Below are 25,238 nucleotides of genomic sequence, written 5' to 3' on the forward strand. Positions count from 1 at the left end.
GTGGAAAATCGAACCCCCGATCTGGGCCCGCTGCCGGCGACGCCCACGGTCACCGGACTGAGCCGGGGGCGGCGCACCGTGCTCGACCTGCTGGGCGCCCGACCGGAGCCCACCACGCTCGCCGACCTGGCCGAGCTGGCCGGGCTGCACGAGAACACCGTCCGCGGACACCTCGACGCGCTCGCCGACGACGGCCTCGTGACTCGGGTCCGCGCCGAGCCCGAGGGTCGGGGCCGACCTGCCTGGCTGTGGAGCGCGAGCGGGGCCGGCACCGACCACCCGGAGTACGCCGGCCTCGCCACCGCCCTGGCCCGCACCCTGCTGCGCACCAGCGCCCATCCCGAGGACGACGCCGTCGAAGCAGGTCAGGTGTGGGGCCGCGAGCTGGCCAGCGCCTCGACCGCGACGTCCGAGGGAACCCCGCCCCGGCAACGGGTCCGGCGCCTGCTCGCGGACCTGGGCTTCGCGCCCGAGCCGGGTCGCTCGGCGAGCGGAATGCGGTTGACCCGGTGCCCGCTGCTGGAGCTGGCGCGCGAGCAGCCGGGCATCGTCTGCAACGTCCACCTCGGTCTGGTCGGCGGCGCGCTGGAGGAGTACGGCGCCACCGACCTCGACGCCGAGCTGCGGCCGTTCGCCGAGCCGGGAGCCTGCCTGCTCGACCTGCGAGACCAGCCGTGACGCTGCTGCACCCGGCCCCGGCCGAGGCCGGTGGTGCCAAGCGACCCACGGGATCCCGCGCCTGGCTGCTCCTGCCGGCAGCCGTCGCGCTGCTCGCCGGGCTCGACGCCGGGCTGATCCTGCTGGGCGTGCCGGCGCCGGTGAGCGCCCGTCGGCTGCCCGACGTCCACGGCATGGTGATGGCGCTGGGGTTCGTCGGCACCGTCGTGTGCCTCGAGCGCGCGATCGCATTGGGCGAGCGACGTGCCCTGGCGGCACCGGCCCTCCTCGGCGTCGGCAGCCTGCTGCTGGTCACGCCGCTTCCCCTGGTGGTCGGTCGAACAGCCCTGGTCGCCGGGATGGCGGCGATGACGTCCATCTACGTGCCGCTGTGGCGACGACAGCGCGACGATGCGGTGCTCGTGCAGGCGCACGGCGCCGTGCTGGGCACCGGCGCGGCCCTGATGTGGCTCGGCGGGACGCCGATGGCGACGCTGCTGCCGTGGCTGGCCGCCTTCCTGGTGCTGACCATCGCCGGCGAACGGCTCGAGCTCGCCCGGCTGGCGATGGGCCCCGGCGCCGGGCCGACCCTGGTGCTGCTCTCCGGGCTGCTGACCTGCGGGGTGGTGGCGGCGCTGCTGTGGCCGTCCGCGGGTCACCCCCTGCTCGGGCTGACCCTGCTGGTGCTCACCGGCTGGCTGGCGGTGCACGACGTGGCGTGGCGGACGATCAGGTCCACCGGGCTGCCGCGCTACACCGCCGCCGGGATGCTCGGCGGGTACCTATGGCTCCTCGTCGCCGGCGCGGTGTGGCTGGTCAGCGGATCGTCGTACGGAGGCCCGGCGTACGACGCGGTGATCCATGCGGTGTTCCTCGGCTTCACCATCTCGATGATCATGGCCCACGCCCCGGTGATCCTCCCGGCGGTGCTGCGCCGGCCACTCCCCTATCACCCGCTGATGTGGGCGCCTCTGGCGCTGCTGCACGTGTCGCTGCTGCTCCGGCTCTGGATCGGTGACGCCCTCGGGCAGCAGCAGTGCTGGCAGCTCGGTGGTGTCCTCAACGAGGCCGCGCTGCTGTCCTTCGCGGGCCTGGTCGTCTGGTCCCTGGCTCGTGCCCGCCGGACGGGGGTCCGATGAGGATCGCGAACGGACCGGTCGAGGTCGGTGCGCGCAGGCGCTTCAACCCGATGCGGGACATCCCCGCGGTGCTGTGGCTGCTCGCCGTCGTGGTGGTCGCGCTCGTGCACCGCGAGCTCGCCGCGCCACGATGGCTGATGTTCCACCTGCTGCTGCTCGGTGCGGTGACCCACTCGATCCTGGTCTGGAGCCAGCACTTCGCCGACGCACTGCTGCACACCGCGCCCACCTCGTCGGCGTACCGCAACCGGACCGTCCGACTGGTGCTGCTGAACCTGGGTGCCCTGGTCGTGGTGCTCGGCGTCACCGGCGTCCACTGGGAGGTCGCCGCGGCCGGCGGGACCGCGGTCGTGGCCGCGGTCGGATGGCACGGGGTCTCGCTGGTGCTGCAGCTACGCCGCGCTCTGGGCTCCCGGTTCGCAGTGACCGTGCGGTTCTACGTCGCCTCGGCGGCACTGCTGCCGGTCGGGGTGCTCTTCGGCGTACTGATGGTGCGCGGCGCGGGGATGCCTTGGCATGCCCGGCTGATGACCGCGCACGTGGTGGTCAACGTCCTCGGCTGGATGGGCCTGACCGTGATGGGCACCATGGTGACCCTCTGGCCGACGATGCTGCGCACCCGGATCGTCGTCGGGGCGGAGACGATCGCCGCGCGCGCCCTGTGGGTGCTGCTGGGCGGCATCGTGGTGGCGGTCGGCGGCTGCCTGGTCGGGCAACGCCTGCTGGTGACCCTCGGACTGCTGGGGTACGCCGCCGGGCTGGTCGTGCTCGCGCGGCCCTTCGCGCTGGCGATGCGCAGCAAGCCACCGCTGCACTTCCCGACCTGGTCGGTGCTGGCCGCGGTCAGCTGGCTCACCGGCGTCGTGGTCGCCCTGGCCGTGGGTGTCGGTGTGGCGCCCGGCTGGATGGCCGCCCACGAGCTCCTGGAGGCTCTCACGCCCGCGCTCGCCGCCGGCTTCGGGGCGCAGGTGCTGCTCGGCGCCCTGTCCTACCTGATCCCGGTCGCGGTCGGCGGAGGCCCGGCCGGCGCCCGCGCTGCGAACACCGTGCTGGACCGCGGCAGCGCCCTCCGGGTCATGGTCGTCAACGCCGGACTCGTGGTGTGCCTGCTGCCGGTCCCGGCGATGGTGCGGCTGCTGGTGTCGGTGACGGTCCTCGTCTCACTCGCCTCGTTCCTCCCGCTGATGTTCGCCGCGATGCGGGCTGCCCGCCAGGCTCGTGACGGGGCCGCGTCCATGGCCGCCCGAGAGGTGCCCGCTGCCCGGCGTACCGGTCCGGCGCCGGTTGCCGGCGAGAGGCCCCGCGGTCAGATCACCGGCCTGGCCGCAGCAGGGTTCGCGGTCGTGGTGCTCGCCGTGGCCGTCGGAGTTGCTCTGGACCCGGCCGCGCTTGCCGGCACCGAGCACCGCTCCTCCGCCGATGGGGTGGTCGCGACCGGCCACACCACCCACGTCGTCGTGCGCGCCGCGAACATGCGGTTCACCCCGTCGACGGTGAGTGTCCCGGCCGGCAACCGGCTGGTGATCGACCTGCGCAACACCGATGCCCACGACGTGCACGACCTGGTGCTCGACTCCGGCGCGCACAGCCCGCGGCTGGGACCCGGGGAGTCCGCCACGGTGAACGCCGGAGTCGTGGGTCGCGACATCGAGGGCTGGTGCTCGATGCCCGGGCACCGACAGTTGGGGATGGTGTTCCACGTCCGGGTGACCGGGCTGGCGGCCGTGCGGCACTCCGGCACCGGGCACGACATGCCGGGGATGGACATGGGCGGCACGACGAGCGCCGACCATCGGGCCGCGGCACCCGTCGACCTCTCCAAGAGTCCTCCGGCCGGGTTCCGGGCGCATGACCCGGTGCTGCCGGCGCTCCCGCACGGCCGCGTGATCCGCCGTACCTTCACCGTCAGCGACGTCGAGTCGGCCGTGGCGCCGGGCGTCCGGCAGGACCTGTGGACCTACAACGGCACGATGCCCGGCCCGACCCTGCACGGACGGATCGGCGACCGGTTCGTGATCCGGCTGGTCAACGACACCCCGATGGGCCATTCGATCGACTTCCACGCCGGCCAGGTCGCACCGGATCGTCCGATGCGCACCCTGGCACCCGGACAGGCGCTGACCTACCGCTTCACCGCCCACCATTCCGGGATCTGGCTCTACCACTGCTCGACCATGCCGATGGCGGTCCACGTCGCCAACGGCATGTTCGGCGCGGTGGTGATCGACCCGCCGCACCTCCCGCCGGTGGCGCACAGCTATGTGCTGCTGCAGTCCGAGCTCTACCTCGGCGCGCAGGGTGGCTCGGTCGATGTCGCCAAGGTGCTGGCCGAGAGGCCCGACGCCGTCGTCTTCAACGGGTACGCCGACCAGTACGACGCCGATCCGCTGACCGCCCGGGTGGGCCAGCGGATCCGGATCTGGGTGCTCGACGCCGGCCCCGACCGCCCCACCTCGTTCCACGTGGTCGGCGGGCAGTTCGACACGGTGTTCTCCGAGGGCGCCTACCTGCTGCGACGGGGCAACCCCGAGCACGGTGCGGCCCAGGTGCTGAGCCTCGGCCCCGCGCAGGGCGGCTTCGTCGAGATCTCGTTCCGCCAACCCGGGCACTACCCGTTCATGTCACACCTGATGGTCGACGCCGGCCGAGGCGCCCACGGGATCATCCGGGTCCGCCGCTGAGGACGGCGGTCGCTCGTCTAGATGACGCTGCGGTCGTGCCCCTCCCAGTACTGCCGGCGCAGGTCGCGCTTGAGGATCTTGCCGGTCGGGTTGCGCGGCATCTCTGTGACGAAGTCGACCGAGCGTGGGCACTTGAAGTGGGCCAGGTGCTCGCGGGCGTGGGTCACCAGCTCGTCTTCGGTCACCTCAGCGCCCGGCGCCCGGGTCACCACCGCCTTCACCACCTCGCCCCACCGGTCGTCGGGAACGCCGATGACCGCGACCTCGGCCACGCCCGGGTGCTCGGCGAGCACCCGCTCGACCTCGGGGGAGTAGATGTTCTCCCCACCCGAGATGATCATGTCCTTGAGCCGATCCTCGACGTACACGTAGCCGTCCGCGTCCACCTTCCCCATGTCGCCGGTGCGCAGCCAACCGTCCTCGGTGATCACCTCGGCGGTCGCCTCCGGCCGGTTGAGGTAGCCCTTCATCGTCTGCGGGGTCCGGAACCACAGCTCGCCGTGCTCGCCCGTCGGTACGTCGGCCAGCGTGGCCGGGTCGACGACCCGCAGCTCCGCCTCCGGCAGCAGCCGGCCGGCACTGGTCAGCCGTTCCTCGCGCCCGGTCGCCAGCGCCTCTCGGTGCTCGTCGGGCATCAGGTGGGTGATCACCCCGCACACCTCGGTGAGCCCGTAGACCTGGATGAAGTCGGTCTCCGGCCAGGCGTCCATCGCCGCCCGGAGCAGCGGCAGCGGCATCGGCGAGGCGCCGTAGCAGTAGGTCTTGAGCCGGCCGAAGAGGGCGATCGCGTCCGGGCCGGACTGGAGCACCTGCGCGAGGACCGCCGGAACCAGGAACGTGCGGTTGGCGCCGGCCATGATCGCGCCGGCCAGCGAGGCGCCGTCGGGCTCCCTGGTCATCACCGTCGGGACGCCGTCGTGGACGCCGAACTGGACGTACGACGAGCCGCCGACGTGGAACAGCGGCATCGAAACCATGTTCTTGTCGCCGGGCTCGAACGACCAACCGTCGTGGGCGTGCCGGGTGTGCTCGAGGACATTGCGCTGGGTGAGCATCACTCCCTTGGGATGCCCGGTGGTGCCCGAGCTGTACATCACCAGGCACACGTCGTCAGGAGTGACGTCCCGACCACGAGGGGCCGGAGCGGCAGCGGCAAGGGCCGACTCGTACTGGTCGTCCTCCCCGCCCTCGGGCGTCACGGTGACAATCCGCTCCACCGCGGTCAGCCGGTCACTCAGGCTCTCCACCAGGGGCATCAGCTCGGTGCCGACCAGGAGCAGCCGGGCGCCGGAGTCGTTGACGACGTAGTCGACCTCCTCGCCGGCGAGCCGCCAGTTGAAGATGGCCGTCGCCGCGCCGAGCGACGCGGCGGCGAAGGTGAGCTCGACGGTGGCCGGATGGTTCTTGTCCAGGCTCCCCACGACGTCGCCACGACCGATCCCCCACGACCGCAGCGCGCCCGCGAGCCGGCGTACCCGGTCGTCCCACTCGCGCCAGGTCCACGTCCGGCCGAGGTAGCTGAGCGCCTCGCCGTCAGGGTCGACCGCTGCCCAGTGGGCCAGCCGGTCGTCGAGGTGGGTCGGATCAGGCGGCGTCGGATCGGGCTGGGTGGGATCGGTGCCGGACGCGGTGGGCTCCATGGCGGAACTGTGACACATGACACAAGCGTCGTGCGGCCGGTCCGGGTCGTCTCCACCGGTTCCAGACCGCGGGTAGGGTCCGCCGGGTGATCACCGCAGCGGCCTTCGACCTCGGCAACGTGCTGATCGACTGGCAGCCCGAGCACGCGATCGCCCGAGCCGTCGGGATGGACGAGGCGCGGCGATTCCTGGCGTCGTACGACTTCCGTGCCTGGAACCACCTCCAGGACCAGGGCATGCCGTTCGAGGAGAGCGAGCGGCAGGCGATCGCCGCACACCCGGAGTGGGCCGAGCACCTGCTGGCCTACCGTCGCAACTTCGTCGCCTCGCTGGTCGGGCCCATCGACGGTGCGGTCGACCTGGTCCGAGAGCTGCACAGGCGCGGCGTCCCCGTCTTCGCCCTGACGAACTGGTCGGCGGAGACGTTCCACCACGCCCGAGAACGGTTCGCCTGGCTCGATCTCTTCGCAGACATCGTGGTGTCCGGGCAGGAACGGGTCGCGAAGCCGGATCCAGCGATCTTCGAGCTGCTGTCGCGGCGCTCCGGTGTCCCCCTTGATCAACTCTTCTACACCGACGACAGCCCGCGACACGTGACGACGGCGCGGGCGCTGGGGATGACGGCCGTGGTGTTCGCATCGCCGGAGCAGCTCCGTCGCGACCTGGTGGCTGCAGGGCTGCTGCCCGACTGACGGGGGTCGAGCCGGATCACGTCGCCTCGATCCGGCCGGGCTCCTCGGGGCCCTTGCCCACCCCCATCACGATCACACTGGCGAGCACCACCAAGGCCAATCCGGCCACCTGGGTCCCGGTCAGCGTCTGCCCGAGCACCAGCAGCCCGGCGAGCGCCGCGACCGCCGGCTCGACGCTGAGCAGGATGCCGAACACCGCAGCCTTGAGCCGGCGCAGCGCCAGCAGCTCCAGGGAGTACGGCAGCAGGGAGGACAGCACGGCGAGCCCCAGGCCCTTGGCCACGTGGTCCGCGGTCCACACGTCGTGGCCGGCCAGGCCGGCCGGCAGCACCACGACGGCAGCCACGCACAACGCGAGGGAGAGGCCGTCAAGCTCGGCGAAGGCCGCGCCGGTGCGGGCACTGAGCAGGATGTACGCCGCCCAGCAGGCGCCGGCCGTCAACGCCAGCAGCAGGCCGACCCAACTGAGGTCGCCCAGGGGGATGCTCAGCGCCCGCGAGATCAGCAGCACGCCCCCGGCGGCAGCGGCCACCGCGACGAAGTCCAGCGGCCGGCGCGACAGCGCCGTGGTCAGCACCAGCGGGCCGAGGAACTCGACCGTGACCGCCACGCCGAGCGGCAGGTGGGCGAGCGAGCCGTAGAAGCTCCAGTTCATCAGCCCCAGCGCGAACCCGAAGGCGACCACCGTCGCCCAGTCGGCACGGGTGTGCCCGCGGAGGGTCGGCCGGCTGACCGCCAGCAGGATCAGCGCCGCGAAGCCGACCCGGAGCAGGACCGACCCGCCTGCTCCGATCTGCGGGACCAGGGTGGCGGCCAGGGCGCCGCCGAACTGCACCGAGACGATCCCGCCGAACACCAGCACAGGCGCGGGAACCCGGTCGGCAGACACCCGGCGAGGGTAGTCGGGCAGGCGGCTCACCGCGCCCGCTCGACCCTCGTCTCATCCCAGACCGGCTCGGGTGACTCGTAGACCGCCCCGTCGGCCCCGAAGACCACGAAGCGGTCGAAGGACGCTGCGAACCAACGGTCGTGGGTCACCGCGAGCACGGTGCCGTCGTACGTCGCCAGTCCGGCCTCGAGTGCCTCGGCCGACTCCACGTCGAGGTTGTCGGTCGGCTCGTCGAGCAGCAGCAGGGTCGCCCCTGAGAGCTCGAGCAGCAGGATCTGGAACCGCGCCTGCTGACCGCCGGACAGCGAGTCGAAGGTCTGCTCGGCGGCGTGCGCGAGCTCGTAGCGGTCCAGCACCCGGCTCGCCTGCTCGCGCCCCATCCCCGTGCGGCCCCTCCCGTCGACGCCGGCGTCACCGCGATGCAGGATCTCCAGCAGGGTGCGGCCCACCAGCTCGGGGTGCGCGTGCGTCTGGACGAACCAGCCGGGGCGCACCCGGGCCCCCAGCTTCGCCGTCCCGGCGTGCGCCACGGGAGCGATCTCGATGTCCTCGACGGGCAGGTGCTCGGCCTCCGGACGGGTCCCTCCCGCGGCCAGCAGCCGCAGGAAGTGGGACTTGCCCGAGCCGTTGGAGCCGAGCACGGCCACCCGTTCGCCGTACCAGACCTCGAGGTCGAAGGGCCTCATCAGACCGTCGAGCTCGAGATCCTCGCAGACCACTGCCCTCTTGCCCGTGCGCCCACCGCGCAGCCGCATCGTGACCTGCTGCTCGCGGGGCTGCTCGATGGGTGGGCCGGCCTCCTCGAACTTGTGCAGCCTGGTCTGTGCAGCGCGGTAGCGCGAGGCCATGTCGGAGTTGTACGCCGACTTCTGCTTGTACATCAGCATCTGTGCGCGCAGCTTCGCGTGCTCCTCGTCCCAGCGCTTGGTCAGCTCCTCGAAGCGGGCGAACCGCTCCCGCCTGGCCTGGTGGTAGGAGCCGAACCCGGCCGGGTGGGTCCAGGTGGAGTTGCCGGCACCCGAGCCACCGCTCGAGAGCTCGACCGTCACGATCCGGGTGGCGGTGTTGCTCAACAGCTCGCGGTCGTGGCTGATGAACAGGATCGTCTTGCTGGACTCACGGATCCGCTCCTCGAGCCACATCTTGCCCGGGACGTCGAGGTAGTTGTCCGGCTCGTCGAGCAGCAGTACCTGGTCGGGGCCGGCGAGCAGGTATTCCAGCACCAGGCGCTTCTGCTCGCCGCCGGAGAGAGTGCCCAGGGAACGGTACTTGGCGCGGTCGAAGGAGAGGCCGAGCGCGGTCGTGCAGCAGCTGTCCCAGGCCACCTCGAGGTCGTAGCCACCTGCGTCGGCGTACTCGGCGAGTGCGGAGGCGTACTTCAGCTGGGTGGCCTCGTCGTCGGTGTCCATCAGCCTGAGCTCGAGCCGCTCCACCTCCGCGGCCGCCGCCCGGACCCGGGGTGGTGCCACGGACAGCAGCAGCTCGGCGACCGTGGTCGCGCCCTCACCGACGTGCTGACGCATCACGCCGAGGCCACCGGACCGCGTGACCGCGCCGGCATGCGGCGTCAGCTCGCCGGTGACGATCCGCAGCAGCGTGGTCTTGCCGGCACCGTTGGCGCCGACCAGGGCCACCTTCGCGCCCTCGCCGACCCGGAAGGACACATCGTCGAGCAGCACCCGGCCGTCGGGGAGCTGGTAGCGCACTCCGGCGACGTCGACGTGACCCATGGGATGGATTCTCTCGGTCGCGCACGCCGAGCGCGAACGGATATCTGATTCGGGCGTCTCGTCCTACGCTGGGCCGATGGCGGACGTGATGGCACTGGCCACGGAAGAGCGCCGGGACCTTGCCGACTACCTCGCGACCCTCACCGACGAGGATTGGTCGCAGCCCTCCCTGTGCCCGCGCTGGTCGGTGCGCGACGTGGCCGGCCACGTGCCGAGCTACGACGAGCTCGGCTGGCCTGGCCTGCTCGCGCTCCTCGCCCGGTCCAGGCTGTCGCTGGAGCGCAGCAACCAGCGCCTCGTCGAGCAGACCCGCCGACGGAGCACCGACGATCTGGTCGCACGCCTGCGCCAGCACGCCGTACCCCGGGGCATCACCGCCATGTTCGGGGGCCGGATCGCGCTCACCGACACCCTGATCCACCACCAGGACATCCGACGGGCCCTCGGTCACCCTCGCAGCGTGCCGGCTGGTCGGCTGGTCGCGGCGCTCGAGTTCGCGCCCCGTGCGCGTGCGCTGCCGGCACCGGGCAACGTCCGCGGCCTCCGGCTGGTGGCCACCGACCTCGACTGGAGCAGCGGCAGCGGTCCGGAGGTCGCCGGCCCCGGGGAGGCCCTGCTCGTCGCGGTCGCCGGCCGCTCGGAGGCGCTCTCAGACCTGAGTGGACCGGGGCTCGGCCTGTTGGCAGAGCGTGTGGCCGGGAGCAGCGAACGGTCGTGAGCCTGTCCGACCACCGGCGCGGCCCGATTCCTGGAAGCAGCTGGTGCGTGCCCCCAGGGGTGGTGGACGGTCCGAAGGGAGGGTGCCGGTGCGATTGACGACGAACCGGTGACCGTGGGGCGTCGTCCAGGTGACGACGCCTGGTTCGACGACGGCCGCGTGGTAGCCGGCGTGGGTCTTGAGGCGGTGGTGGTGTCGGCATAGCGGGATGAGATTGCAGGTGCAGGTGGATCCGCCGGTGGCGTAGGGGTGGACGTGGTCGTGGTCGCAGGCGGTCGCGGGATGGGTGCAGTAGGGGAACAGGCAGTGCCGGTCGCGGCGGTCGACGATCTCGCGGAGCCGACCGACCACCTGATAGGCGTCGCTGGCCCGGTGGGCGTCGGGATCCAGGACCGGGAGCACGGTCAGATCGGTGGCTGGGCGGCCGCACCAGGCGGCGATGCGCTCGGCCAGAGTGACGAACCCGTTGGTGGTCTCGGGCCGACAGTGGCCGACGGGGTCCAGGCCGAGCAGGGCCAGGTCACTGATCCGTAGCTCCAGCACGGTGCGCGACCGGCCCGGGATGCGAGCCGGTGCGCTGGTCTCAACGTCGGTCAGTAGCTGGTGGGCCAGGGCAGGGTCGGCGAGCACGCCCAGGGCGCGGGCTCGGCGGACCGCCAGGGTGTCGTGGGCGGCGTCGGGGTGCACCCGGTCGAGCACTTCGGCCAGCGCGGTCAGGGTGGTGTCGAGGTCGTCGAGGTCGGCGTAGTCCGCGCGGATGTCCATCCCGCTCACTCCGGTGTGGCCGACCGCCTCCTTGTCAAAGCGCACGTATCGACGGTCCAAGGCCTCGAGGCTGGCTGCCTCCACCTGCTCTGGATACAGCCTCAGCATCACCTCGCCGACCAGGCGCCGTACGGTGATCTGCCCGGCTCGGTCGGCGACCGGGGCGAGGGCGGCATCGATGGCGGCGACCACGTCGTCGGGCGCGCCGGCGACCTCGGTCGCGATCATCCGGGCCCGCCAGGCCGGCACCTGCCCGGCCCGGGTGCGGGCCCAGATCGCCGGCAGTCGGTGGGCCAGCACCAGCACGTCCCGAAGCAACCCCCGCCCAGCGGCCGTGGACAACCCGCATGCTGCAGCCAGCCCGGCCGGCGCGTCCCAGGCCACCGGTGGCAGGCCGGCCCACGCGGGAGAGTCCAGCGACTGCTCAGGGTCGATCCCGACGAAATGGGCGGCCAACGCGTCGTCATCGACCCGGGTCGGCGAGACCGGCTGACCGTCATCGCCCAGCTCAGGATGCGCATCGGCCCACGCCAACGCCAGCACCACCACTTCGGTCTCCGCTGCCGCGACCCGGGCGCGAGCGTCGCGGATCCGGTGTGCCAGCCCTACCGGCGAGCAGTCCTCCATCGGCAGCGCCGACTCACCGGGCCACGCCGGGTCGTCACGATGCGGAGCCAGTGTCATGAACTCATGATACTCGAACATCTGTTCGATTTCAAGAGAGATATAGGGGTCGGATTGCAGGGCGGCCTCAAGGCAGGCGTCCCAGAGCCATCGGGGTCATCCGGATGTCAGATCGCACATGCGCACAGCCCTGGAGCCGGCTCGACTCCCCTCAGCGGTGCTGGTCCCGATAGTGCTGCGCGAGCAGGTCGGCTCCCCAGTCACGGCGCAGGTCACGGACCACCGTGTGCACGTGGTTGGCTCCGGTCTGGGTGTTGTCCAACTCGATCAGCAGGCTGTCGGCGCGGACGGCGTAGTAGTGCCCCTCCCCCGGCTCGACCGAGCCCAGCCAGGCGAAGGTCGACCGATCAAGTGTGGACGTGACGGTCTGCGCCGGCCGCCCCGTGTAGACCCCGACCAACCTCGACAGCAGGTCGCGCTGGGAGGGGTCGAGGTCGGCGTACCCGATGCCGCGCGGCACCGCGGTCACCTCGGCCCGTACGGCGTTGCCGGTGATGATGTCGGCGGGAGCGTGGTCCGCGACGACCGCCACCGCCCGCTGGTCGGCGTCCAGGCTCTCCAGCAGTGCCCGGCCGGCGTCCTCCTCGGCGGCCAGCGGCCGAGTGCCATCCGGGGCGGTCGCCGGGTTGGCGCCGAGGAACAACGGCAGCGCGGCCACCGAGTCCCCCACGACGCTCACGTGCACGCAGACGTGGTGGCCGCCCAGCCGCCAGCCCCAGACCTCGTCGGCCGGATCGGCGAACACCGAGAGCCAGTAGTGGCCCGGGTCGCGCCGCTCCCAGCCAGGTCGGCCGGCCTGCTGCTCGACCGCACGCAGGACGGTCTCGAGGTCCATCACCGCCCGGGCCCGGGCCCACCCCGAGTCGCTCAGCCCGGTCGCCACCAGGTCGAGCGCCGCGGCGCGCTGCGGGTCGGTCATTCCGCCGAGGATCAGCCCGCCACGAGGCCCGGGGGTGTACTGCCAGCGCATCCGCTCGACGTCGTCGAACGAGTACGTCGCGCTCGCCCGCTGGTCGTCGTCGAGCAGGCCCAGCCACCTCGCGGCAGCCGCCCGCGTCCGCTCCGAGGTCGCCGCGGTCATCGCTGCTCGGAGACCACCGCTCGTCCCGCCTCCAGGCGCGCCACCGGCACCCGGAACGGCGAGCAGGAGACGTAGTCCAGTCCGACGCCGTGGAAGAAGTGGATCGATCGCGGGTCGCCGCCGTGCTCGCCGCACACCCCGACGTGCAGGCCGGGACGTGCGGACCGTCCCTTCTCGGTCCCGATCCGCACCAGCTCGCCGACGCCCTGGGTGTCCAGGGACTCGAACGGCGAGATGTCGAAGATGCCGTTGTCGAGGTAGGTGGAGAAGAACGACGACTCCACGTCGTCACGAGAGAAGCCCCAGGTCATCTGGGTGAGGTCGTTGGTGCCGAAGGAGAAGAAGTCGGCCGACTCGGCGATGTGGTCGGCGAGGATCGCCGCCCTGGGCAGCTCGATCATGGTGCCGACGAGGTGGTCGACCGCTCCGCGCTCCTCCGCCACCTCGGCGGCGACCTGGGCGATCTTGAGGCGGATGACGTCGAACTCGCGCACGCTAGCCACCAGCGGGATCATGATCTCCGGCCGTGGGTCACCACCCACGGCCTTGCGGTCCGCCGCGGCCTCGAGGATCGCCCGTGCCTGCATCACGAAGAGCCCCGGGATCAGGATGCCCAGGCGGACGCCGCGGAGCCCGAGCATCGGGTTCTGCTCGTGCAGCCGGCGGACGTGCTCGAGCAGCACCCGGTCGCGGTCGTCGACGGGGTCACCCCCCTGCTGCTGACGTTGCTCCTGCAGCGCGACCGCGACCGACAGCTCGGTGAGGTCGGGGAGGAACTCGTGCAGGGGCGGGTCGATCAGCCTGATCGTCACCGGCAGGCCGTCCATCGCCTCGAAGATCTCGGTGAAGTCCTGTCGCTGCAGCGGCAGCAGGGCATCCAGTGCCGCCTGCTGCTCGGTCTCGTTGTCGGCGACGATGAGGTCCTCGACGAGCTGGCGTCGCTCACCGAGGAACATGTGCTCGGTGCGACACAGTCCGATCCCCTCGGCACCGAACCTCCGGGCCCGGGCCGCGTCCTCCGGGGTGTCCGCGTTCGCCCGCACCCGCAATCGGCGTCCGGAGTCGGCGCGCTCCATCACTCGGGCGACGGCGGAGACCAGGTCGTTCGAAGCGGCCGGCACCTCGCCCTCGAAATGCTGCACGATCAACGAGTCGCTCACCGGCACCTCGCCCGCGAAGACCTCGCCGGTGGTGCCGTCGATGGAGATCACGTCGCCCTCGTTGACGACCCCGCCGTCACGGACCTGGACCGACCGGGCGGACACGTCGACGTCGAGCGCCTCGGCGCCGCACACGCAGGTGCGGCCCATCCCGCGTGCCACCACGGCTGCGTGGGACGTCTTGCCACCCCGGCTGGTGAGGATGCCGCGTGCGACCACCATCCCCTGCAGGTCGTCGGGGTTGGTCTCCTTACGCACCAAGATGACGTCCTCGCCCCGCGCGGCCCACTCGACCGCGGTCGCCGAGTCGAAGACCACCTTGCCGACCGCGGCGCCGGGAGACGCCCCCATGCCGGTGGCGAGCAGCGTGCGCTCGGCGGCCTCGTCGAAGCGGGGGAACATCAGCTGGGCGAGCTGGGCGCCGGTCACCCGGCGCAGACCCTCGTCCTCATCGATCAGCCCCTCGCTGATCATGTGCCGGGCGATCCGGAACGCCGCCTCCGGTGTCCGTTTGCCGACCCGGGTCTGCAGCATCCAGAGCTTGCCGCGCTCGATGGTGAACTCGATGTCGCACATGTCGCGGTAGTGCTTCTCGAGGATCGCCATGATCCGGAGCAGCTCGTCGTACGACGTCTTGTCGATGCGCTCGAGGTCGGCGATCGTCAGGGTGTTGCGGATGCCGGCGACCACGTCCTCACCCTGCGCGTTCTCGAGGTAGTCGCCGTAGACGCCTTGGTTGCCACTCGCGGGGTCCCGGGTGAAGGCCACGCCGGTGCCCGAGCCGGCACCACGGTTGCCGAAGACCATCGCGACGACGTTCACGGCAGTGCCCAGATCGTCGGAGATCCGCTCCTGGCGACGGTAGAGCCGGGCCCGGTCGGTGTTCCAGGACTGGAAGACGGCGTCGACGGCGAGGTCGAGCTGCTCGCGGGGCTCCTGCGGGAAAGGCCTGCCGGCGTGCTGCTCGACGAGTGCCTTGTACGTCGCGACCAGCGCACGCAGGTCGTCCGCGGACAGCTCGGGGTCCTCGGTGACGCCGCGCTCCTGCTTCAGCGCGTCGAACGCCCCGGAGAACACGTCACCCTCGATGCCCAGCACCGTGACGCCGAACATCTGCACCAGCCGGCGGTAGGAGTCCCAGGCGAACCTCTCGTCGTCGGCTGTACGGGCCAGCCCGACCACGGACTCGTCGTTGAGACCGACGTTGAGGACGGTCTCCATCATCCCCGGCATCGACACCGCCGCACCCGAGCGCACGGCGACCAGGAGCGGGTCGTCGGACTGCCCGAGCCGCTTGCCCATGGTCTGCTCGAGCCTGGCCAGGTGCTCGTCGACCTCGGCGCGCAGGCCGTCAGGGAGGGTGCCGTCGACGAGGAACGCGCGACAGGCATCGGTGCTGATGATGAACCCGGGAGGCACCGGCAGCCCGATGTTGGTCATCTCGGCGAGGTTCGCGCCCTTGCCGCCGAGCAGCTCCTTGTGGTCCTTGTCGCCCTCGGCGAAGTCGTAGACGAACTTGGTTCCCATGACCTGACTATGCCCGATCGGCAGATCTTCATGGGCGACGGGTCAGGGGCGGCGGGCCTGCAGCACTCGGAACCCCTTGGCGCTGGCGATCCGGTCGGTCGGGTAGCCCTGCTCGGTGAGCCACCGGGTCAGCGAGTCCGCGCCGAGGTTCTTGCCAACGACCATCGTCGCCGAGCCTCCGGGCACCAGGTGCGGGAGCCAATGCAGCAGCAGCTCGTGCAGGGCGGACTTGCCGACCCGGATCGGTGGGTTGGACCAGATCTCGTCGTACGACGTGTCCGCGTCGACCGCGTCCGGGAGCACTGCCTGGAACCGGTCGGCGACGCCGAGCGCCGCGGCGTTCTCGTTGGCCAGCAGCAGCGCCCGCTCGTTGACGTCCACCGCCGTCACCACGGCGTCCGGGCAGGCCACGGCGACAGCCAGCCCGATCACGCCGTAGCCGCACCCGAGGTCGAGCACCGAGCCGGCGGTGACCGGCGGGCCCACCTCGCGCAGCAGCACACCGGTGCCGATGTCGAGCCGGCCGCGCGCGAAGACTCCCGACCCGGTGGTCAGCTCCAGCCAGTGCCCCCAGACGTCGGCGCGCATCGGCACCCGCTGGAAGGGGCTGGCCGGGTCGGCGCTGAAGTAGTGGTCCTGCTCGTCGTCCATGGCTCAGTCCTCGGTCTGGCGGGCCCAGAGGTTCACGCCCGACTCCACCGCGTGCCCGTCGATGGCGGCCAGCTCCTCCTCGGTCAGCGGCGCCGCGTCGAGGGCGTCGAGGTTGGTGTCCAGCTGCTCGACCGATGACGCCCCGATCACCGCGCTGGTCACCCGGCGATCGCGCAGCGCCCACTGGAGCGCGAGCTGCGCCAGCTTCTGGCCACGTCCCTGTGCGATCTCGTCGAGCGCCCGGATCCGACGCAGCACGCTCTCGTCCAGCCCGGAGATCGTGCTGTCCGCACGTGCCGCTCGCGAGTCGGCCGGGACACCGTGGAGGTAGCGGTCGGTGAGCAGTCCCTGGGCTAGCGCGGTGAACACGATGCAGCCCATCCCCTGCCGCTCCAGCTCGTCGAGGAGCCCATCCTCGATCCAGCGGTTCAGCAGGGAGTACGACGGCTGGTGGATCAGCAGCGGCGTGCCCAGCTCGCGGGCGATCCTGGCCGCCTCGGCCGTCCGACCCGGTGAGTACGACGAGATGCCGGCGTACAGGGCCCGGCCGGAGCGCACCGCGGTGTCCAGCGCCATCATCGTCTCCTCGACCGGCGTCTCGGGGTCGAAGCGGTGGCTGTAGAAGATGTCGACGTAGTCCAGCCCCATCCGTGCCAGGGACTGGTCGAGCGAGGCGAGGACGTACTTCCGCGAGCCGCCGCCCTGGCCGTAGGGGCCGGGCCACATGTCCCAGCCGGCCTTGGTGGAGATGACCAGCTCGTCGCGGTGGGTCCCGAAGTCCTCGCGCAGGTAGCGACCGAAGTTCTCCTCAGCGCGACCGTAGGGCGGCCCGTAGTTGTTGGCCAGGTCGAAGTGCGTCACGCCGCGGTCGAACGCGCGGCGCAGGATCGCCCGCTGTGTGTCCTCCGGACGGTCATCGCCGAAGTTCTGCCACAGCCCCAGGGAGAGCGGGGGCAGCTTGAGCCCGCTCCGTCCGCAGAAGCGGTAGTCGCGGCCGTCGTACCGGTCGTGCGCTGCTTGATAGCCCATGCGACTCATCCTGCCGCACCGGTGGAGACCCGCCGCGTCCCCATAAACCCCGAGCGCCGACCGGGGTGTTCCCCTATGGTGCGAGGGATCGAGCCGCGATGGGATGTGCGCATGACCGTTTCCCGGATCGCCGCGCCGTTGCGGCGCCAGGTGCTGCGCTGGACGATGGGCCGCCGCGGTGGCCTGGACATCAGCATGGTGCGGAAGATCCCCGCGTCCACGACCTACCCGCTGCGCCGGGTGGGCGTCGACCCGGTGCCCGAGCTCTCCCGCGCTCGCGACAGCGCGCCGGTGACCCGGCTCGGACGGGTCTTCGGGATGAACATCTGGCTGGTGAGCGGGTACGACGCGGCGCAGGCCGTGCTCGCCGACTCGACCCGGTTCAGCAACGACCTGCGCCACCTGCTCGGCACCAGGGAGCGCACCGACGCGCAGGGGGTCGGCGGACTGGGCATGACCGACCCACCGGACCACACCCGGCTGCGCCGGCTGCTGACGCCCGAGTTCACCCGCCGGCGCCTCGCCCGACTCGACGGACGGATCGACGCGATCGTGGCCGAGACGCTCGACGCACTGGCGCGGACCGGCCCGCGCGCCGACCTGGTCGCGGACTTCGGGTTCGCGATCCCGTTCCGGGTGATCTGCGACCTCCTCGGCCTCTCGGTCGCGGACCGACAGGCCTTCCATCGGCTCGGCGCTGCCCGGTTCGATCTCAGCGAGGGCGGGTTCGGGGTGTTCAACGCCGCCACGGAGTCGCGTGAGTTCCTCATCAACGCCGTGCGCCGGCAGCGCAGCGATCCGGGTGACGGACTGATCGGCGCGCTGCTGACCGAGCACGGCTCGGAGTTCGATGACGTCGAGCTCGGTGGCCTTGCCGACGGCGTCTTCCTCGGTGGCTACGAGACCAGCGCCAGCATGCTGTCGATGGGGGCCTACGTGCTCAGCCAGAACCCCGACGCCTACGAGGCGCTGCGCCGCGGGGAGGCTGCCGAGGTCGACGCGGTGGTCGAGGAGCTGCTCCGGTTCCTCTGCCCCGTGCAGGTCGCGTTCCCGCGCTTCGCCCGCGACGGCATGGACCTGTTCGGTGCCCGGGTCAACCGGGGCGATCTGGTGGCGGTGTCGCTGTCCGGCGCGAACCGCGACCCCCGCAGGTTCGACACGCCTGAGGAGTTCGACCCGGCCACCGCGACGGCCGCCCATCTCGCCTTCGGGCACGGCCTGCACCGCTGCGTCGGCGCCGAGCTCGCGCGGATGGAGCTGCGGGTGGCGCTGCGGGGCCTGGCCCGCCGCTTTCCCGACCTGGCCCTGGCTGTGCCGGTCGAGGAGCTGGCCTTCCGGGAGCTGTCCGCCGTGCACGGGATCGATGCGCTGCCGGTGCACCTGTGGGCGCCGACCGGGACGCACCTCGAGGCCGTGCCCGGATGAGCGACCCGGCCGCCGGCCGGCCGGTGATCGTGGTGTGTGCGCCGGCGCACGCGGAGGTCCTCGTGGACGAGTTCGGCCGCTACGCCCGTGACTACGACCTGCGCACGACCCGCTCCGCGGCGGAGACGACGGCGTTGATGAGTCGGTTGCGGGCGGCCGGCGTACCCGTTCCGCTGGTGGTCACCGAGTCTCGGCTGCCCGACAGCGGGGTCTACGAGGCCTTCGCCGCCTGGCGCGAGGCGATCCCGACCGCCCGCCGGCTGGTCGCGGCGCACTGGGAGCACTTCGGCGCCGACGCTGCCGGGCTGCGCCCCGGTCTCGCCAAGGGGAAGTACGACGCCTACCTCCTGATGCCCCGGGGAAGGCGCGACGAGGAGTTCCACACAGCGGTGACCGAGCTGCTCTCCGACTGGGGCTCGACCGTGCCCCGGCCCGAGGTCGCGTCCGTCCAGGTCGTCGCCCCGTCACTCGACCCGGTGACCGTGGCCGTCCGCGACTTCCTCGACCGGATGGGCATGCCGCACGAGCTGCTGCACCCCGACAGCGAGGCCGCGCGCGCGATCCTGGCCGACCTCTCGGGCAACGTGGCCTACCCGGTGGTGGCCGCCTACGGGCGGGAGACCGTCGTCGCCCGCAGCGTGCGCGACGTGGCCGCGTCCTTCTACGGCCGGCCCGCCGACATCGTGGTCGACGAAGTGGTCGACCTGGCGATCGTCGGTGCGGGTCCCGCGGGGCTGGCGGCGGCCGTCTACGGAGCCTCCGAGGGACTCGACACCGTGGCCGTGGAGGCCGAGGCGGTGGGCGGGCAGGCCGGGACCAGCTCGATGATCCGCAACTACCTCGGCTTCCCGCGAGGCATCTCCGGGATGCGGCTGGCCCAGCGGGCCCGCAACCAGGCGATCCGGTTCGGCACCCGCTTCTTCACCGGCTGGCCGGTCGAGTCGCTCGCTCCCGGCGGCGACGGCGAGCCACACGAGGTGGTGACCGAGGGCGGCACCATCCGCGCACGCGCGGTGGTGGTGGCCTCCGGCGTCGCCTACCGCCGCCTCGGTGTCGCTCCGCTCGAGGAGCTGGTCGGCTCTGGCGTGTCCTACGGTGCTGCGGCCGGGAGCGCGCGCGAGTTCGAGGGCGCCGACGTGGTGGTCGTCGGCGGCGGCAACTCGGCAGGTCAGGCCGCGATCCACCTGGCCCGGTTCGCCCGCTCCGTGCGGCTGGTGGCGCGACGCCCCGACCTGGCCGCCACCATGTCGGCGTACCTCATCCGCGAGATCGCCTTCAACAGCCGGATCAGCGTGCTGACCGGTCGCGAGGTCATCGACGGCGGCGGCGACCAGCGCCTCGAGTGGTTGGTTCTCCGCGACGTCGCCAGTGGCGAGGCCGAACGACTGACCGCCTCCGGCCTGTTCCTGCTCATCGGCGCCGAGCCGCAGTGCGAGTGGCTGCCCGAGGAGATCTGCCGCGACGATCGCGGGTTCGTGCTCACCGGCCGCGACGTGCCCAAGGCACTGTGGTCGGGCGGCGTCCCGCCTGCCGACCTGGAGACCTCGGTGCCGGGTGTCTTCGCCGCCGGTGACATCCGGGCCGGCTCGATGAAGCGGGTGGCCGCAGCGACCGGAGAGGGCGCCTCGGTGGTCGCGCTGGTGCACGCGCACCTCGGCACGCGTCAGTCCTGACCGGGCGACGACGAGGGCAGCACCCGCAGGGTGCGGGACGCCTCCGCCCGGGCGGCGAGCTCCGCGTCGGGCGGATAGCCGACCTCCTCGAGAGTCAGGCCGTGCGCCGCAACGACGTTGACCGCCGGATCGCGGACACCCGCGCGCAGCACCTCGCCGATCCACCCGGGTTCGCGCCTGCCCTCGCCGACCGCCACCAGGCCGCCGACCAGCGACCGCACCATGTGGTGGCAGAACGCATCCGCGCGGACGGTGCCGACGAGCAGCCCGGCCTCGTCCCGGGTCCAGGACAGCACGTGGAGGGTGCGGATCGTGGTGGCGCCCTCGCGACGCTTGCAGAAGGCGGCGAAGTCGTGCTCGCCGAGCAGCGCGACGGCGGCGTCGTTCATCGCCAGATCGTCGAGCGGTCGCGGCCACCCCAGCACGTGACCGCGGGTGAGCGGGTCGACGGTCTCCGCCCGGTCCGCGATCCGGTAGGCGTAGCGGCGCCACACGGCGGAGAAGCGTGCATCGAACCCCGCCGGCGCCGCCACCACCCGGCGCACCCGCACGTCCGCGGGCAGGACCCCATTCAACCGCCGTTCAAGCCCGTTGAGTTGGGACCCCGTGCCCGTTGAGTTGGGTGTTCGTGCCTGTTGAGTAGGGAGTTCGGGTACGTCGACATGGGCGACCTGGCCGCGGGCGTGGACACCAGCGTCGGTGCGACCGGCACAGGTCATCGCGACCGACGGCACGCGCAGCACGGTGGCGAGAGCAAGCTCCACGGTCTCCTGCACGGTGCGAAGACCGGGCTGGGTGGCCCACCCGTGGAAGCCGGCGCCGTCGTACGCCAGGTCGATCCGCAACCGCACGCAGGTGAACCTACCCATCACGCCGTGGGGCGGTTCGTTCGGGACGCCGGAACACGCCGAGATGCACCCCTGATCGGCCCAGGCGACTCAGTGGGCGAGCCAGCCGGCATCAAGAGTGAGCACGGAGCCGGACATGGACCACGCTCCCGGCCGACAGACGAAGGCCACCGCTTCGGCGACCTCCTCGGGTTCGATCAGCCGCTTCACGCTGTTGGAGGCGAGGAGCACGTCGGTGAGCACATCGTCCTCGGCCAGGCCGTGGGCACGTGCCTGGTCTGCGATCTGCGCCTCCACCAGCGGAGTGCGCACGTAGCTGGGACAGATGGCGTGGGCCGTCACGTCCGCGCACCGCGCCCCGGCCTCGAGCGCCACCACCTTGGTCAGCCCGACGATCGCATGCTTGGCAGCCACGTAGCACGCCTTGTACGGCGAGGCGACCAGACCGTGCACCGAGGCGATGTTGACCACCCGGCCCCAACCGCGGTCGTACATCCCGGGCAACACGGCCTTCGTCAGCAGGAACGGAGCAGTGAGCATCACCGCGAGCATGGTGTTCCACTCCTCCTCGGGGAATCGCTCGATCGGGTGGACGCGTTGCAGTCCGGCATTGTTGACCAACACATCGACGGCGCCGACCTCGGCCGCGAGACGGTGCACGTCCTCGGCCCGGGCCAGGTCGGCCACGACGGTCACACAACCGGGCAGCGTCTGCTCGAGGCGGTGGAGCGCAGCTCCGTCGACATCGGCCACCACCACCCGGTCGCCGTCGTCCGCCAGGCGTCGGGCCACGGCCAGGCCGATGCCCGAGGCACCTCCGGTGACCAGGACCCGGCGACGCTCAGGCATCGGCACCGACGCCGAGGTAGGTCCGGATCTCCGCGCTGTCGCGAAGCTCGTCGGCTGGTGCATGGTGGCGCACCGCCCCCTTCTCGATGATGTAGCCGCGGTCGGCGTACTGCAGCGCGAACAAGGCGTTCTGCTCGGTGATGAGGACCGTCACCTTCTCCTCCCTCAGGATCGCCAGCCAGCGCCCCAGGTCCCCGACGATCGCGGGCGACAGGCCCTCGGTCGGCTCGTCCAGCAGCAGGATCCGGGGACCCGACAGCAGGGCGCGGGCGAGCTTGAGCATCTGCTGCTCGCCGCCGGACAGGAAGCCCGCCCGTCGATCGGCGATCTCGGCGAGCTTCGGGAACATCCCCAGCACCCGTTCCATCGGCCAGGCACCGCTTCCGCGTCCCTTGCGGACCGAGAGCGCGAGGTTCTGCCGCACGGTCAACGAGCCGTAGGCCCGACGACCGCTGGGAACGAACGCGACGCCGCGACGCGCGATCCGGTACGTCGGTCGGCCGGTGATCCGGTCGCCGTCCAGGGTGACCGACCCTCGCCGCGGGGGCGTGAGTCCGACGATGCTGCGCATCGTCGTGGTCTTCCCCGCGCCGTTGCGTCCCAGCAGCGCCACGGTCTCACCGTCGTCCACCGTCAGGGTGATCCCCTGCAGGACGTGGCTGCGCCCGTAGTAGGCGTGCACGTCCTCGACTTCCAGCGTCATGCCTGGCTCCCCAGATAGATGGCCATCACGTCGTCGTCGGCCCGGACCTCGGGCGCCGGGCCGTCAGCAAGGACCTGGCCCTGGTGCATCACGGTCACCCGATCGGAGATCCCGAAGACGGTGTCCATGTCGTGCTCGGACAGGATGACCGTCAGCCCGTTGTCGCGCGCGAGGCCCTGCACCAGCTGCACCATCCGTTCGGACTCGAATGGCGACATCCCGGCAGTCGGCTCATCCAGCAGCAGCAGCCTCGGCCTCATCGCCAGGGCCAGCGCCACCTCCAGCGCTCGTTGGTCGCCGTGCGACAGCGTCTGCGACTCCACGTCCGCTGAGTCGCTCAGGCCCACTGTCTCCAGTACGTCGCGAGCCTCGTCCTCGACCCGGAGATGGAACCAGCTGGCCACGTCAGCGGTACGGCGGTGCCGGCTGACCAACGCAGCGCGGACCGACTCCAGCACGCTCAGCCGGGGAAAGATGTTCGTGGTCTGGAAGGCCTGGGCCAGGCCCAGACGCGCGATCACGTGTGGTGGCCGGCCCCCGATCTGCCGCCCGTCGAGCTCCAGTGACCCCGAGGTCGGACGCAGGATCCCCGTGAGCAGTCGGAACAAGGTGGTCTTGCCGGCACCGTTCGGGCCGATCACCGAGTGGATGCTGCCCGCGTGAACCACCAGATCGACATCGTCGACGGCACGGAACGCCCCGAAGTCGCGGGTCAGCCCCTGGGCGCGCAGCAGCACCTCATCGTGCTCAGCCATCGCTGTCCTCCTCCCCTCCGGAGCTCCGTCGGCGTCGGATGGCCCCCCAGCGGACCCGGGCGTAGGTGCCCAGAAGCCCGTCCGGCCAGAACATCACGATCAGCAGCAGCACCCCGCCGAGGACCAGCTGCCAGTCGTCGACGTAACGCACCAGCTCGTCGTGCCCGAACTGGTAGATGAACGCGCCCGCCGCCGGGCCGAGGAAGACCCCCATCCCGCCGATCACCGCCATGAAGACCGGCGCTCCCGACGTCGTCCAGTCGAGCAGCTCCGGATAGGCCGATTGGCTGTACACCACGAACATCGCTCCTGCCAGGGAGCAGAAGAAGCCGGAGATCACGAAGGCAGCCAGTTGATGGCGGTAGACGTTGACGCCGAGCGCCTGCATCCGCTCCCGGTTCTCCCTGATCGCCCGCAGCACCAGGCCGAAGGGCGAGTGGTTCACCTTCCAGAGCAGCAGCAGACTCACCACGGTCACCGCGAGCAGGAAGAAGTACCCGGTCACGGGGTTGGTCAGGCTGGCGGGCACGAACGGGCCGAACACGCCGTTCGCGCCCTTGGTGAAGCTGTACCGGGACTCGGCCAGCTGGTAGGCCAGCTCGGAGAATGCCAGGGTCGACAGCGCGAAGTACAACCTGCGGGCACGCAGTGCGACCAGCCCGATCGGAACGGCGAGGGCCGCACCGACGAAAGGCGCGAGGAAGAAGGTCAGCCAGAACGAGAGCTGCCAGTGCAGCCACCCGAGAGCCACCGTGTAGGCGCCGACACCGTAGAAGACGCCCTGACCGAAGCTGACCACGCCTCCTCCGCCGAGCAGGAGGTTGGTCGCCGTCGCGAGGACCACGAGCGCGAGCACCTCCTGCAGGGTCAGCAGTGGGCTGGCCTGCAGAACCAGCCCGAGCACGGCCATGATCGCGACGAGCACCACCGGCAGCAGGGCCTGCAGCCACGGTCGCCGGCGCATCGCCGGCCGAGTGCTGGCCAGGTCGGGGGCCCGGTCCACGGTCGAGGTGCCGCCGGGCAGGTCATTGCTCACTGTCATCTCCCTCTCCGGCCTATCTCTCCGGGGTCCCGAACAGTCCCCACGGCCGGACCGCGAGCACGATGATCATCAGCGCGTACATGAAGGTGGAGGCCCACGAAGGGGCCCACACCGCGCCGAGCGTCTGCACGATCCCGATCACCAATGACCCCACCGCGGCGCCCACGATCGAGCCCAGGCCACCGATGACGGCGACGATGAACGCGGCGACGATGATCTGCGCGTCCATACCCGGCTGCACCGCCTGCTGAGGCGCGATCACCACACCGCTGAGCCCGGCCAACAGCGCGCCGAGGGCGAACACTCCCGTGAGGAGCAGCGGGACGTTCGTGCCCGACGCGGACAGCACCTCGGGGTCGTCGACCACGGCCCGGATCCGCCAACCCAGGCGGGTCCGCGCCAGCAGGACCCACAACCCGAGCCCGACGACCCCCGCGACCCCCACGATCACCATGTCGTACGTCGGCACCACGGCACCGGCCACGCGGAAGTTGCTGCTGACCACTGCGGGCGGGTCGATCCCGCGGACGTCCTTCCCCCACAGCCGCAGGGCGAGGTCGGCGAAGATCAGCAGCAGCGCGAAGGTGGCCAGCAGCTGGGTCAGGTGCTCGCGCCGATAGAGCCGACGAAGAACCGCGACCTCGACCACCACGCCCATGACCGCCACGACCAGCGGGCTGACCACGAGAGCCACCCAGAAGCCGACGTGGGGGACGTGCGCGACCAGGGTGGTGGCCAGGAAGGCCCCGTACATGTAGAAGCTGCCGTGCGCGATGTTGATCAGCCGCAGTGCGCCGAAGACCAGGGTCAGCCCCGTGGCCACGATGAACAGCGACGAGGCAGTGGTCAGCACACCGACGGTGTCCGTGACGACCGTGTCCATTCAGTCCTCCTCGACCG

21 protein-coding genes are annotated in these 25,238 nt (G+C 71.5%); 7 read left to right on the plus strand and 14 right to left on the minus strand.

What is annotated here, in order from left to right; translation table 11 throughout:
* The 3 genes from Q9R13_RS10130 to Q9R13_RS10140 are packed head-to-tail and all read left to right on the plus strand — an operon-like array spanning position 1 to position 4,477.
* Entirely contained in the window at positions 1-678 is a 678-nt protein-coding gene (locus Q9R13_RS10130) for a helix-turn-helix transcriptional regulator (RefSeq protein ID WP_310961023.1), read from the plus strand.
* Entirely contained in the window at positions 675-1,796 is a 1,122-nt protein-coding gene (locus tag Q9R13_RS10135) for a hypothetical protein (protein WP_310961024.1), read from the plus strand. The genes Q9R13_RS10130 and Q9R13_RS10135 overlap by 4 nt, the downstream gene beginning before the upstream one ends.
* Positions 1,793-4,477 carry a multicopper oxidase domain-containing protein gene (locus Q9R13_RS10140; RefSeq protein ID WP_310961025.1) on the plus strand — a complete coding sequence of 895 codons (2,685 nt, stop codon included), beginning with the start codon at positions 1,793-1,795 and terminating at the stop codon, positions 4,475-4,477. Before Q9R13_RS10135 ends, Q9R13_RS10140 begins: the two co-directional genes overlap by 4 nt.
* A gap of 17 nt (positions 4,478-4,494) precedes the next feature.
* Here the strand turns inward: Q9R13_RS10140 and Q9R13_RS10145 are convergent, their stop codons facing one another.
* A complete protein-coding gene (locus Q9R13_RS10145) occupies positions 4,495-6,117 on the minus strand; it encodes a long-chain-fatty-acid--CoA ligase (protein WP_310961026.1) in 1,623 nt (540 codons plus the stop codon).
* 86 nt (positions 6,118-6,203) lie between these two features.
* Between Q9R13_RS10145 and Q9R13_RS10150 the strand changes: the two genes are divergently transcribed.
* Entirely contained in the window at positions 6,204-6,809 is a 606-nt protein-coding gene (locus Q9R13_RS10150; protein WP_310961027.1) for an HAD family hydrolase, read from the plus strand.
* 16 nt (positions 6,810-6,825) lie between these two features.
* Here Q9R13_RS10150 and Q9R13_RS10155 read toward each other — a convergent pair whose 3' ends face one another.
* Together Q9R13_RS10155 and Q9R13_RS10160 are read right to left on the minus strand one after the other, a co-directional pair.
* The gene (locus Q9R13_RS10155; RefSeq protein ID WP_310961028.1) at positions 6,826-7,698 is read right to left on the minus strand and encodes an EamA family transporter; all 873 of its coding nucleotides are present in this window, start codon (positions 7,696-7,698) and stop codon (positions 6,826-6,828) included.
* Positions 7,699-7,724: 26 nt separating this feature from the next.
* On the minus strand, positions 7,725-9,428 hold the full coding sequence (locus Q9R13_RS10160) for an ABC-F family ATP-binding cassette domain-containing protein (protein WP_310961029.1): 1,704 nt from the start codon (positions 9,426-9,428) through the stop codon (positions 7,725-7,727).
* Positions 9,429-9,504: 76 nt separating this feature from the next.
* Here Q9R13_RS10160 and Q9R13_RS10165 point away from each other — a divergent pair, with 76 nt between their 5' ends.
* Complete coding sequence (locus Q9R13_RS10165; protein WP_310961030.1) at positions 9,505-10,146, plus strand: maleylpyruvate isomerase family mycothiol-dependent enzyme; 642 nt, start codon at positions 9,505-9,507, stop codon at positions 10,144-10,146.
* Here Q9R13_RS10165 and Q9R13_RS10170 read toward each other — a convergent pair.
* The 5 genes from Q9R13_RS10170 to mgrA form a co-directional block, all read right to left on the minus strand.
* Positions 10,078-11,595, minus strand: a complete 1,518-nt coding sequence (locus tag Q9R13_RS10170) for an HNH endonuclease signature motif containing protein (protein ID WP_310961031.1) — start codon at positions 11,593-11,595, stop codon at positions 10,078-10,080. The genes Q9R13_RS10165 and Q9R13_RS10170 overlap by 69 nt on opposite strands.
* Before the next feature lie 151 nt (positions 11,596-11,746).
* A complete protein-coding gene (locus tag Q9R13_RS10175; protein ID WP_310961032.1) occupies positions 11,747-12,676 on the minus strand; it encodes a DUF3500 domain-containing protein in 930 nt (309 codons plus the stop codon).
* On the minus strand, positions 12,673-15,363 hold the full coding sequence (gene ppdK / locus Q9R13_RS10180) for a pyruvate, phosphate dikinase (protein ID WP_310961033.1): 2,691 nt from the start codon (positions 15,361-15,363) through the stop codon (positions 12,673-12,675). Before ppdK ends, Q9R13_RS10175 begins: the two co-directional genes overlap by 4 nt.
* A gap of 42 nt (positions 15,364-15,405) precedes the next feature.
* Positions 15,406-16,014 carry a class I SAM-dependent methyltransferase gene (locus Q9R13_RS10185; RefSeq protein ID WP_310961034.1) on the minus strand — a complete coding sequence of 203 codons (609 nt, stop codon included), beginning with the start codon at positions 16,012-16,014 and terminating at the stop codon, positions 15,406-15,408.
* Positions 16,015-16,017: 3 nt separating this feature from the next.
* Complete coding sequence (gene mgrA, locus Q9R13_RS10190; protein ID WP_310961036.1) at positions 16,018-17,043, minus strand: L-glyceraldehyde 3-phosphate reductase; 1,026 nt, start codon at positions 17,041-17,043, stop codon at positions 16,018-16,020.
* 111 nt (positions 17,044-17,154) lie between these two features.
* On the opposite strand from mgrA, the gene Q9R13_RS10195 reads away from it, so the two are divergent.
* Entirely contained in the window at positions 17,155-18,468 is a 1,314-nt protein-coding gene (locus Q9R13_RS10195) for a cytochrome P450 (RefSeq protein WP_310961038.1), read from the plus strand.
* Positions 18,465-20,141 (plus strand): NAD(P)/FAD-dependent oxidoreductase, encoded by a 1,677-nt coding sequence (locus Q9R13_RS10200; protein WP_310961039.1) that lies wholly within the window; start codon positions 18,465-18,467, stop codon positions 20,139-20,141. The genes Q9R13_RS10195 and Q9R13_RS10200 overlap by 4 nt, the downstream gene beginning before the upstream one ends.
* Here the strand turns inward: Q9R13_RS10200 and truA are convergent.
* The 6 genes from truA to Q9R13_RS10230 form a co-directional block, all read right to left on the minus strand.
* The gene (truA, locus tag Q9R13_RS10205) at positions 20,132-20,992 is read right to left on the minus strand and encodes a tRNA pseudouridine(38-40) synthase TruA (RefSeq protein ID WP_310961040.1); all 861 of its coding nucleotides are present in this window, start codon (positions 20,990-20,992) and stop codon (positions 20,132-20,134) included. The two genes, Q9R13_RS10200 and truA, sit on opposite strands and share 10 nt — an antisense overlap.
* 87 nt (positions 20,993-21,079) lie before the next feature.
* On the minus strand, positions 21,080-21,838 hold the full coding sequence (locus tag Q9R13_RS10210) for a 3-hydroxybutyrate dehydrogenase (RefSeq protein WP_310965070.1): 759 nt from the start codon (positions 21,836-21,838) through the stop codon (positions 21,080-21,082).
* The gene (locus tag Q9R13_RS10215) at positions 21,831-22,541 is read right to left on the minus strand and encodes an ABC transporter ATP-binding protein (protein WP_310961041.1); all 711 of its coding nucleotides are present in this window, start codon (positions 22,539-22,541) and stop codon (positions 21,831-21,833) included. The genes Q9R13_RS10210 and Q9R13_RS10215 overlap by 8 nt, the downstream gene beginning before the upstream one ends.
* Positions 22,538-23,296, minus strand: a complete 759-nt coding sequence (locus Q9R13_RS10220; protein ID WP_310961042.1) for an ABC transporter ATP-binding protein — start codon at positions 23,294-23,296, stop codon at positions 22,538-22,540. Before Q9R13_RS10220 ends, Q9R13_RS10215 begins: the two co-directional genes overlap by 4 nt.
* On the minus strand, positions 23,289-24,338 hold the full coding sequence (locus tag Q9R13_RS10225) for a branched-chain amino acid ABC transporter permease (protein ID WP_310961043.1): 1,050 nt from the start codon (positions 24,336-24,338) through the stop codon (positions 23,289-23,291). Before Q9R13_RS10225 ends, Q9R13_RS10220 begins: the two co-directional genes overlap by 8 nt.
* A gap of 13 nt (positions 24,339-24,351) precedes the next feature.
* The gene (locus Q9R13_RS10230) at positions 24,352-25,221 is read right to left on the minus strand and encodes a branched-chain amino acid ABC transporter permease (protein ID WP_310961044.1); all 870 of its coding nucleotides are present in this window, start codon (positions 25,219-25,221) and stop codon (positions 24,352-24,354) included.
* Positions 25,222-25,238: the final 17 nt, after the last annotated feature.

It is taken from the genome of Nocardioides marmorisolisilvae (genome assembly GCF_031656915.1).
Taxonomy (GTDB): Bacteria; Actinomycetota; Actinomycetes; order Propionibacteriales; family Nocardioidaceae; genus Marmoricola; species Marmoricola terrisoli.

What these genes read in the sequence shown, in the direction of transcription:
- ppdK (WP_310961033.1), bottom strand. Translation starts at nt 15,363, where the DNA reads ATGGGAACCAAGTTCGTCTACGACTTCGCCGAGGGCGACAAGGACCAC.
- Q9R13_RS10220 (WP_310961042.1), bottom strand. Translation starts at nt 23,296, where the DNA reads ATGGCTGAGCACGATGAGGTGCTGCTGCGCGCCCAGGGGCTGACCCGC.
- Q9R13_RS10165 (WP_310961030.1), top strand. Translation starts at nt 9,505, where the DNA reads ATGGCGGACGTGATGGCACTGGCCACGGAAGAGCGCCGGGACCTTGCC.
- Q9R13_RS10215 (WP_310961041.1), bottom strand. Translation starts at nt 22,541, where the DNA reads ATGACGCTGGAAGTCGAGGACGTGCACGCCTACTACGGGCGCAGCCAC.
- Q9R13_RS10225 (WP_310961043.1), bottom strand. Translation starts at nt 24,338, where the DNA reads ATGACAGTGAGCAATGACCTGCCCGGCGGCACCTCGACCGTGGACCGG.
- Q9R13_RS10185 (WP_310961034.1), bottom strand. Translation starts at nt 16,014, where the DNA reads ATGGACGACGAGCAGGACCACTACTTCAGCGCCGACCCGGCCAGCCCC.
- mgrA (WP_310961036.1), bottom strand. Translation starts at nt 17,043, where the DNA reads ATGGGCTATCAAGCAGCGCACGACCGGTACGACGGCCGCGACTACCGC.
- Q9R13_RS10160 (WP_310961029.1), bottom strand. Translation starts at nt 9,428, where the DNA reads ATGGGTCACGTCGACGTCGCCGGAGTGCGCTACCAGCTCCCCGACGGC.
- Q9R13_RS10170 (WP_310961031.1), bottom strand. Translation starts at nt 11,595, where the DNA reads ATGACACTGGCTCCGCATCGTGACGACCCGGCGTGGCCCGGTGAGTCG.
- Q9R13_RS10230 (WP_310961044.1), bottom strand. Translation starts at nt 25,221, where the DNA reads ATGGACACGGTCGTCACGGACACCGTCGGTGTGCTGACCACTGCCTCG.
- Q9R13_RS10210 (WP_310965070.1), bottom strand. Translation starts at nt 21,838, where the DNA reads ATGCCTGAGCGTCGCCGGGTCCTGGTCACCGGAGGTGCCTCGGGCATC.
- Q9R13_RS10175 (WP_310961032.1), bottom strand. Translation starts at nt 12,676, where the DNA reads ATGACCGCGGCGACCTCGGAGCGGACGCGGGCGGCTGCCGCGAGGTGG.
- Q9R13_RS10200 (WP_310961039.1), top strand. Translation starts at nt 18,465, where the DNA reads ATGAGCGACCCGGCCGCCGGCCGGCCGGTGATCGTGGTGTGTGCGCCG.
- Q9R13_RS10145 (WP_310961026.1), bottom strand. Translation starts at nt 6,117, where the DNA reads ATGGAGCCCACCGCGTCCGGCACCGATCCCACCCAGCCCGATCCGACG.
- Q9R13_RS10195 (WP_310961038.1), top strand. Translation starts at nt 17,155, where the DNA reads ATGACCGTTTCCCGGATCGCCGCGCCGTTGCGGCGCCAGGTGCTGCGC.
- Q9R13_RS10140 (WP_310961025.1), top strand. Translation starts at nt 1,793, where the DNA reads ATGAGGATCGCGAACGGACCGGTCGAGGTCGGTGCGCGCAGGCGCTTC.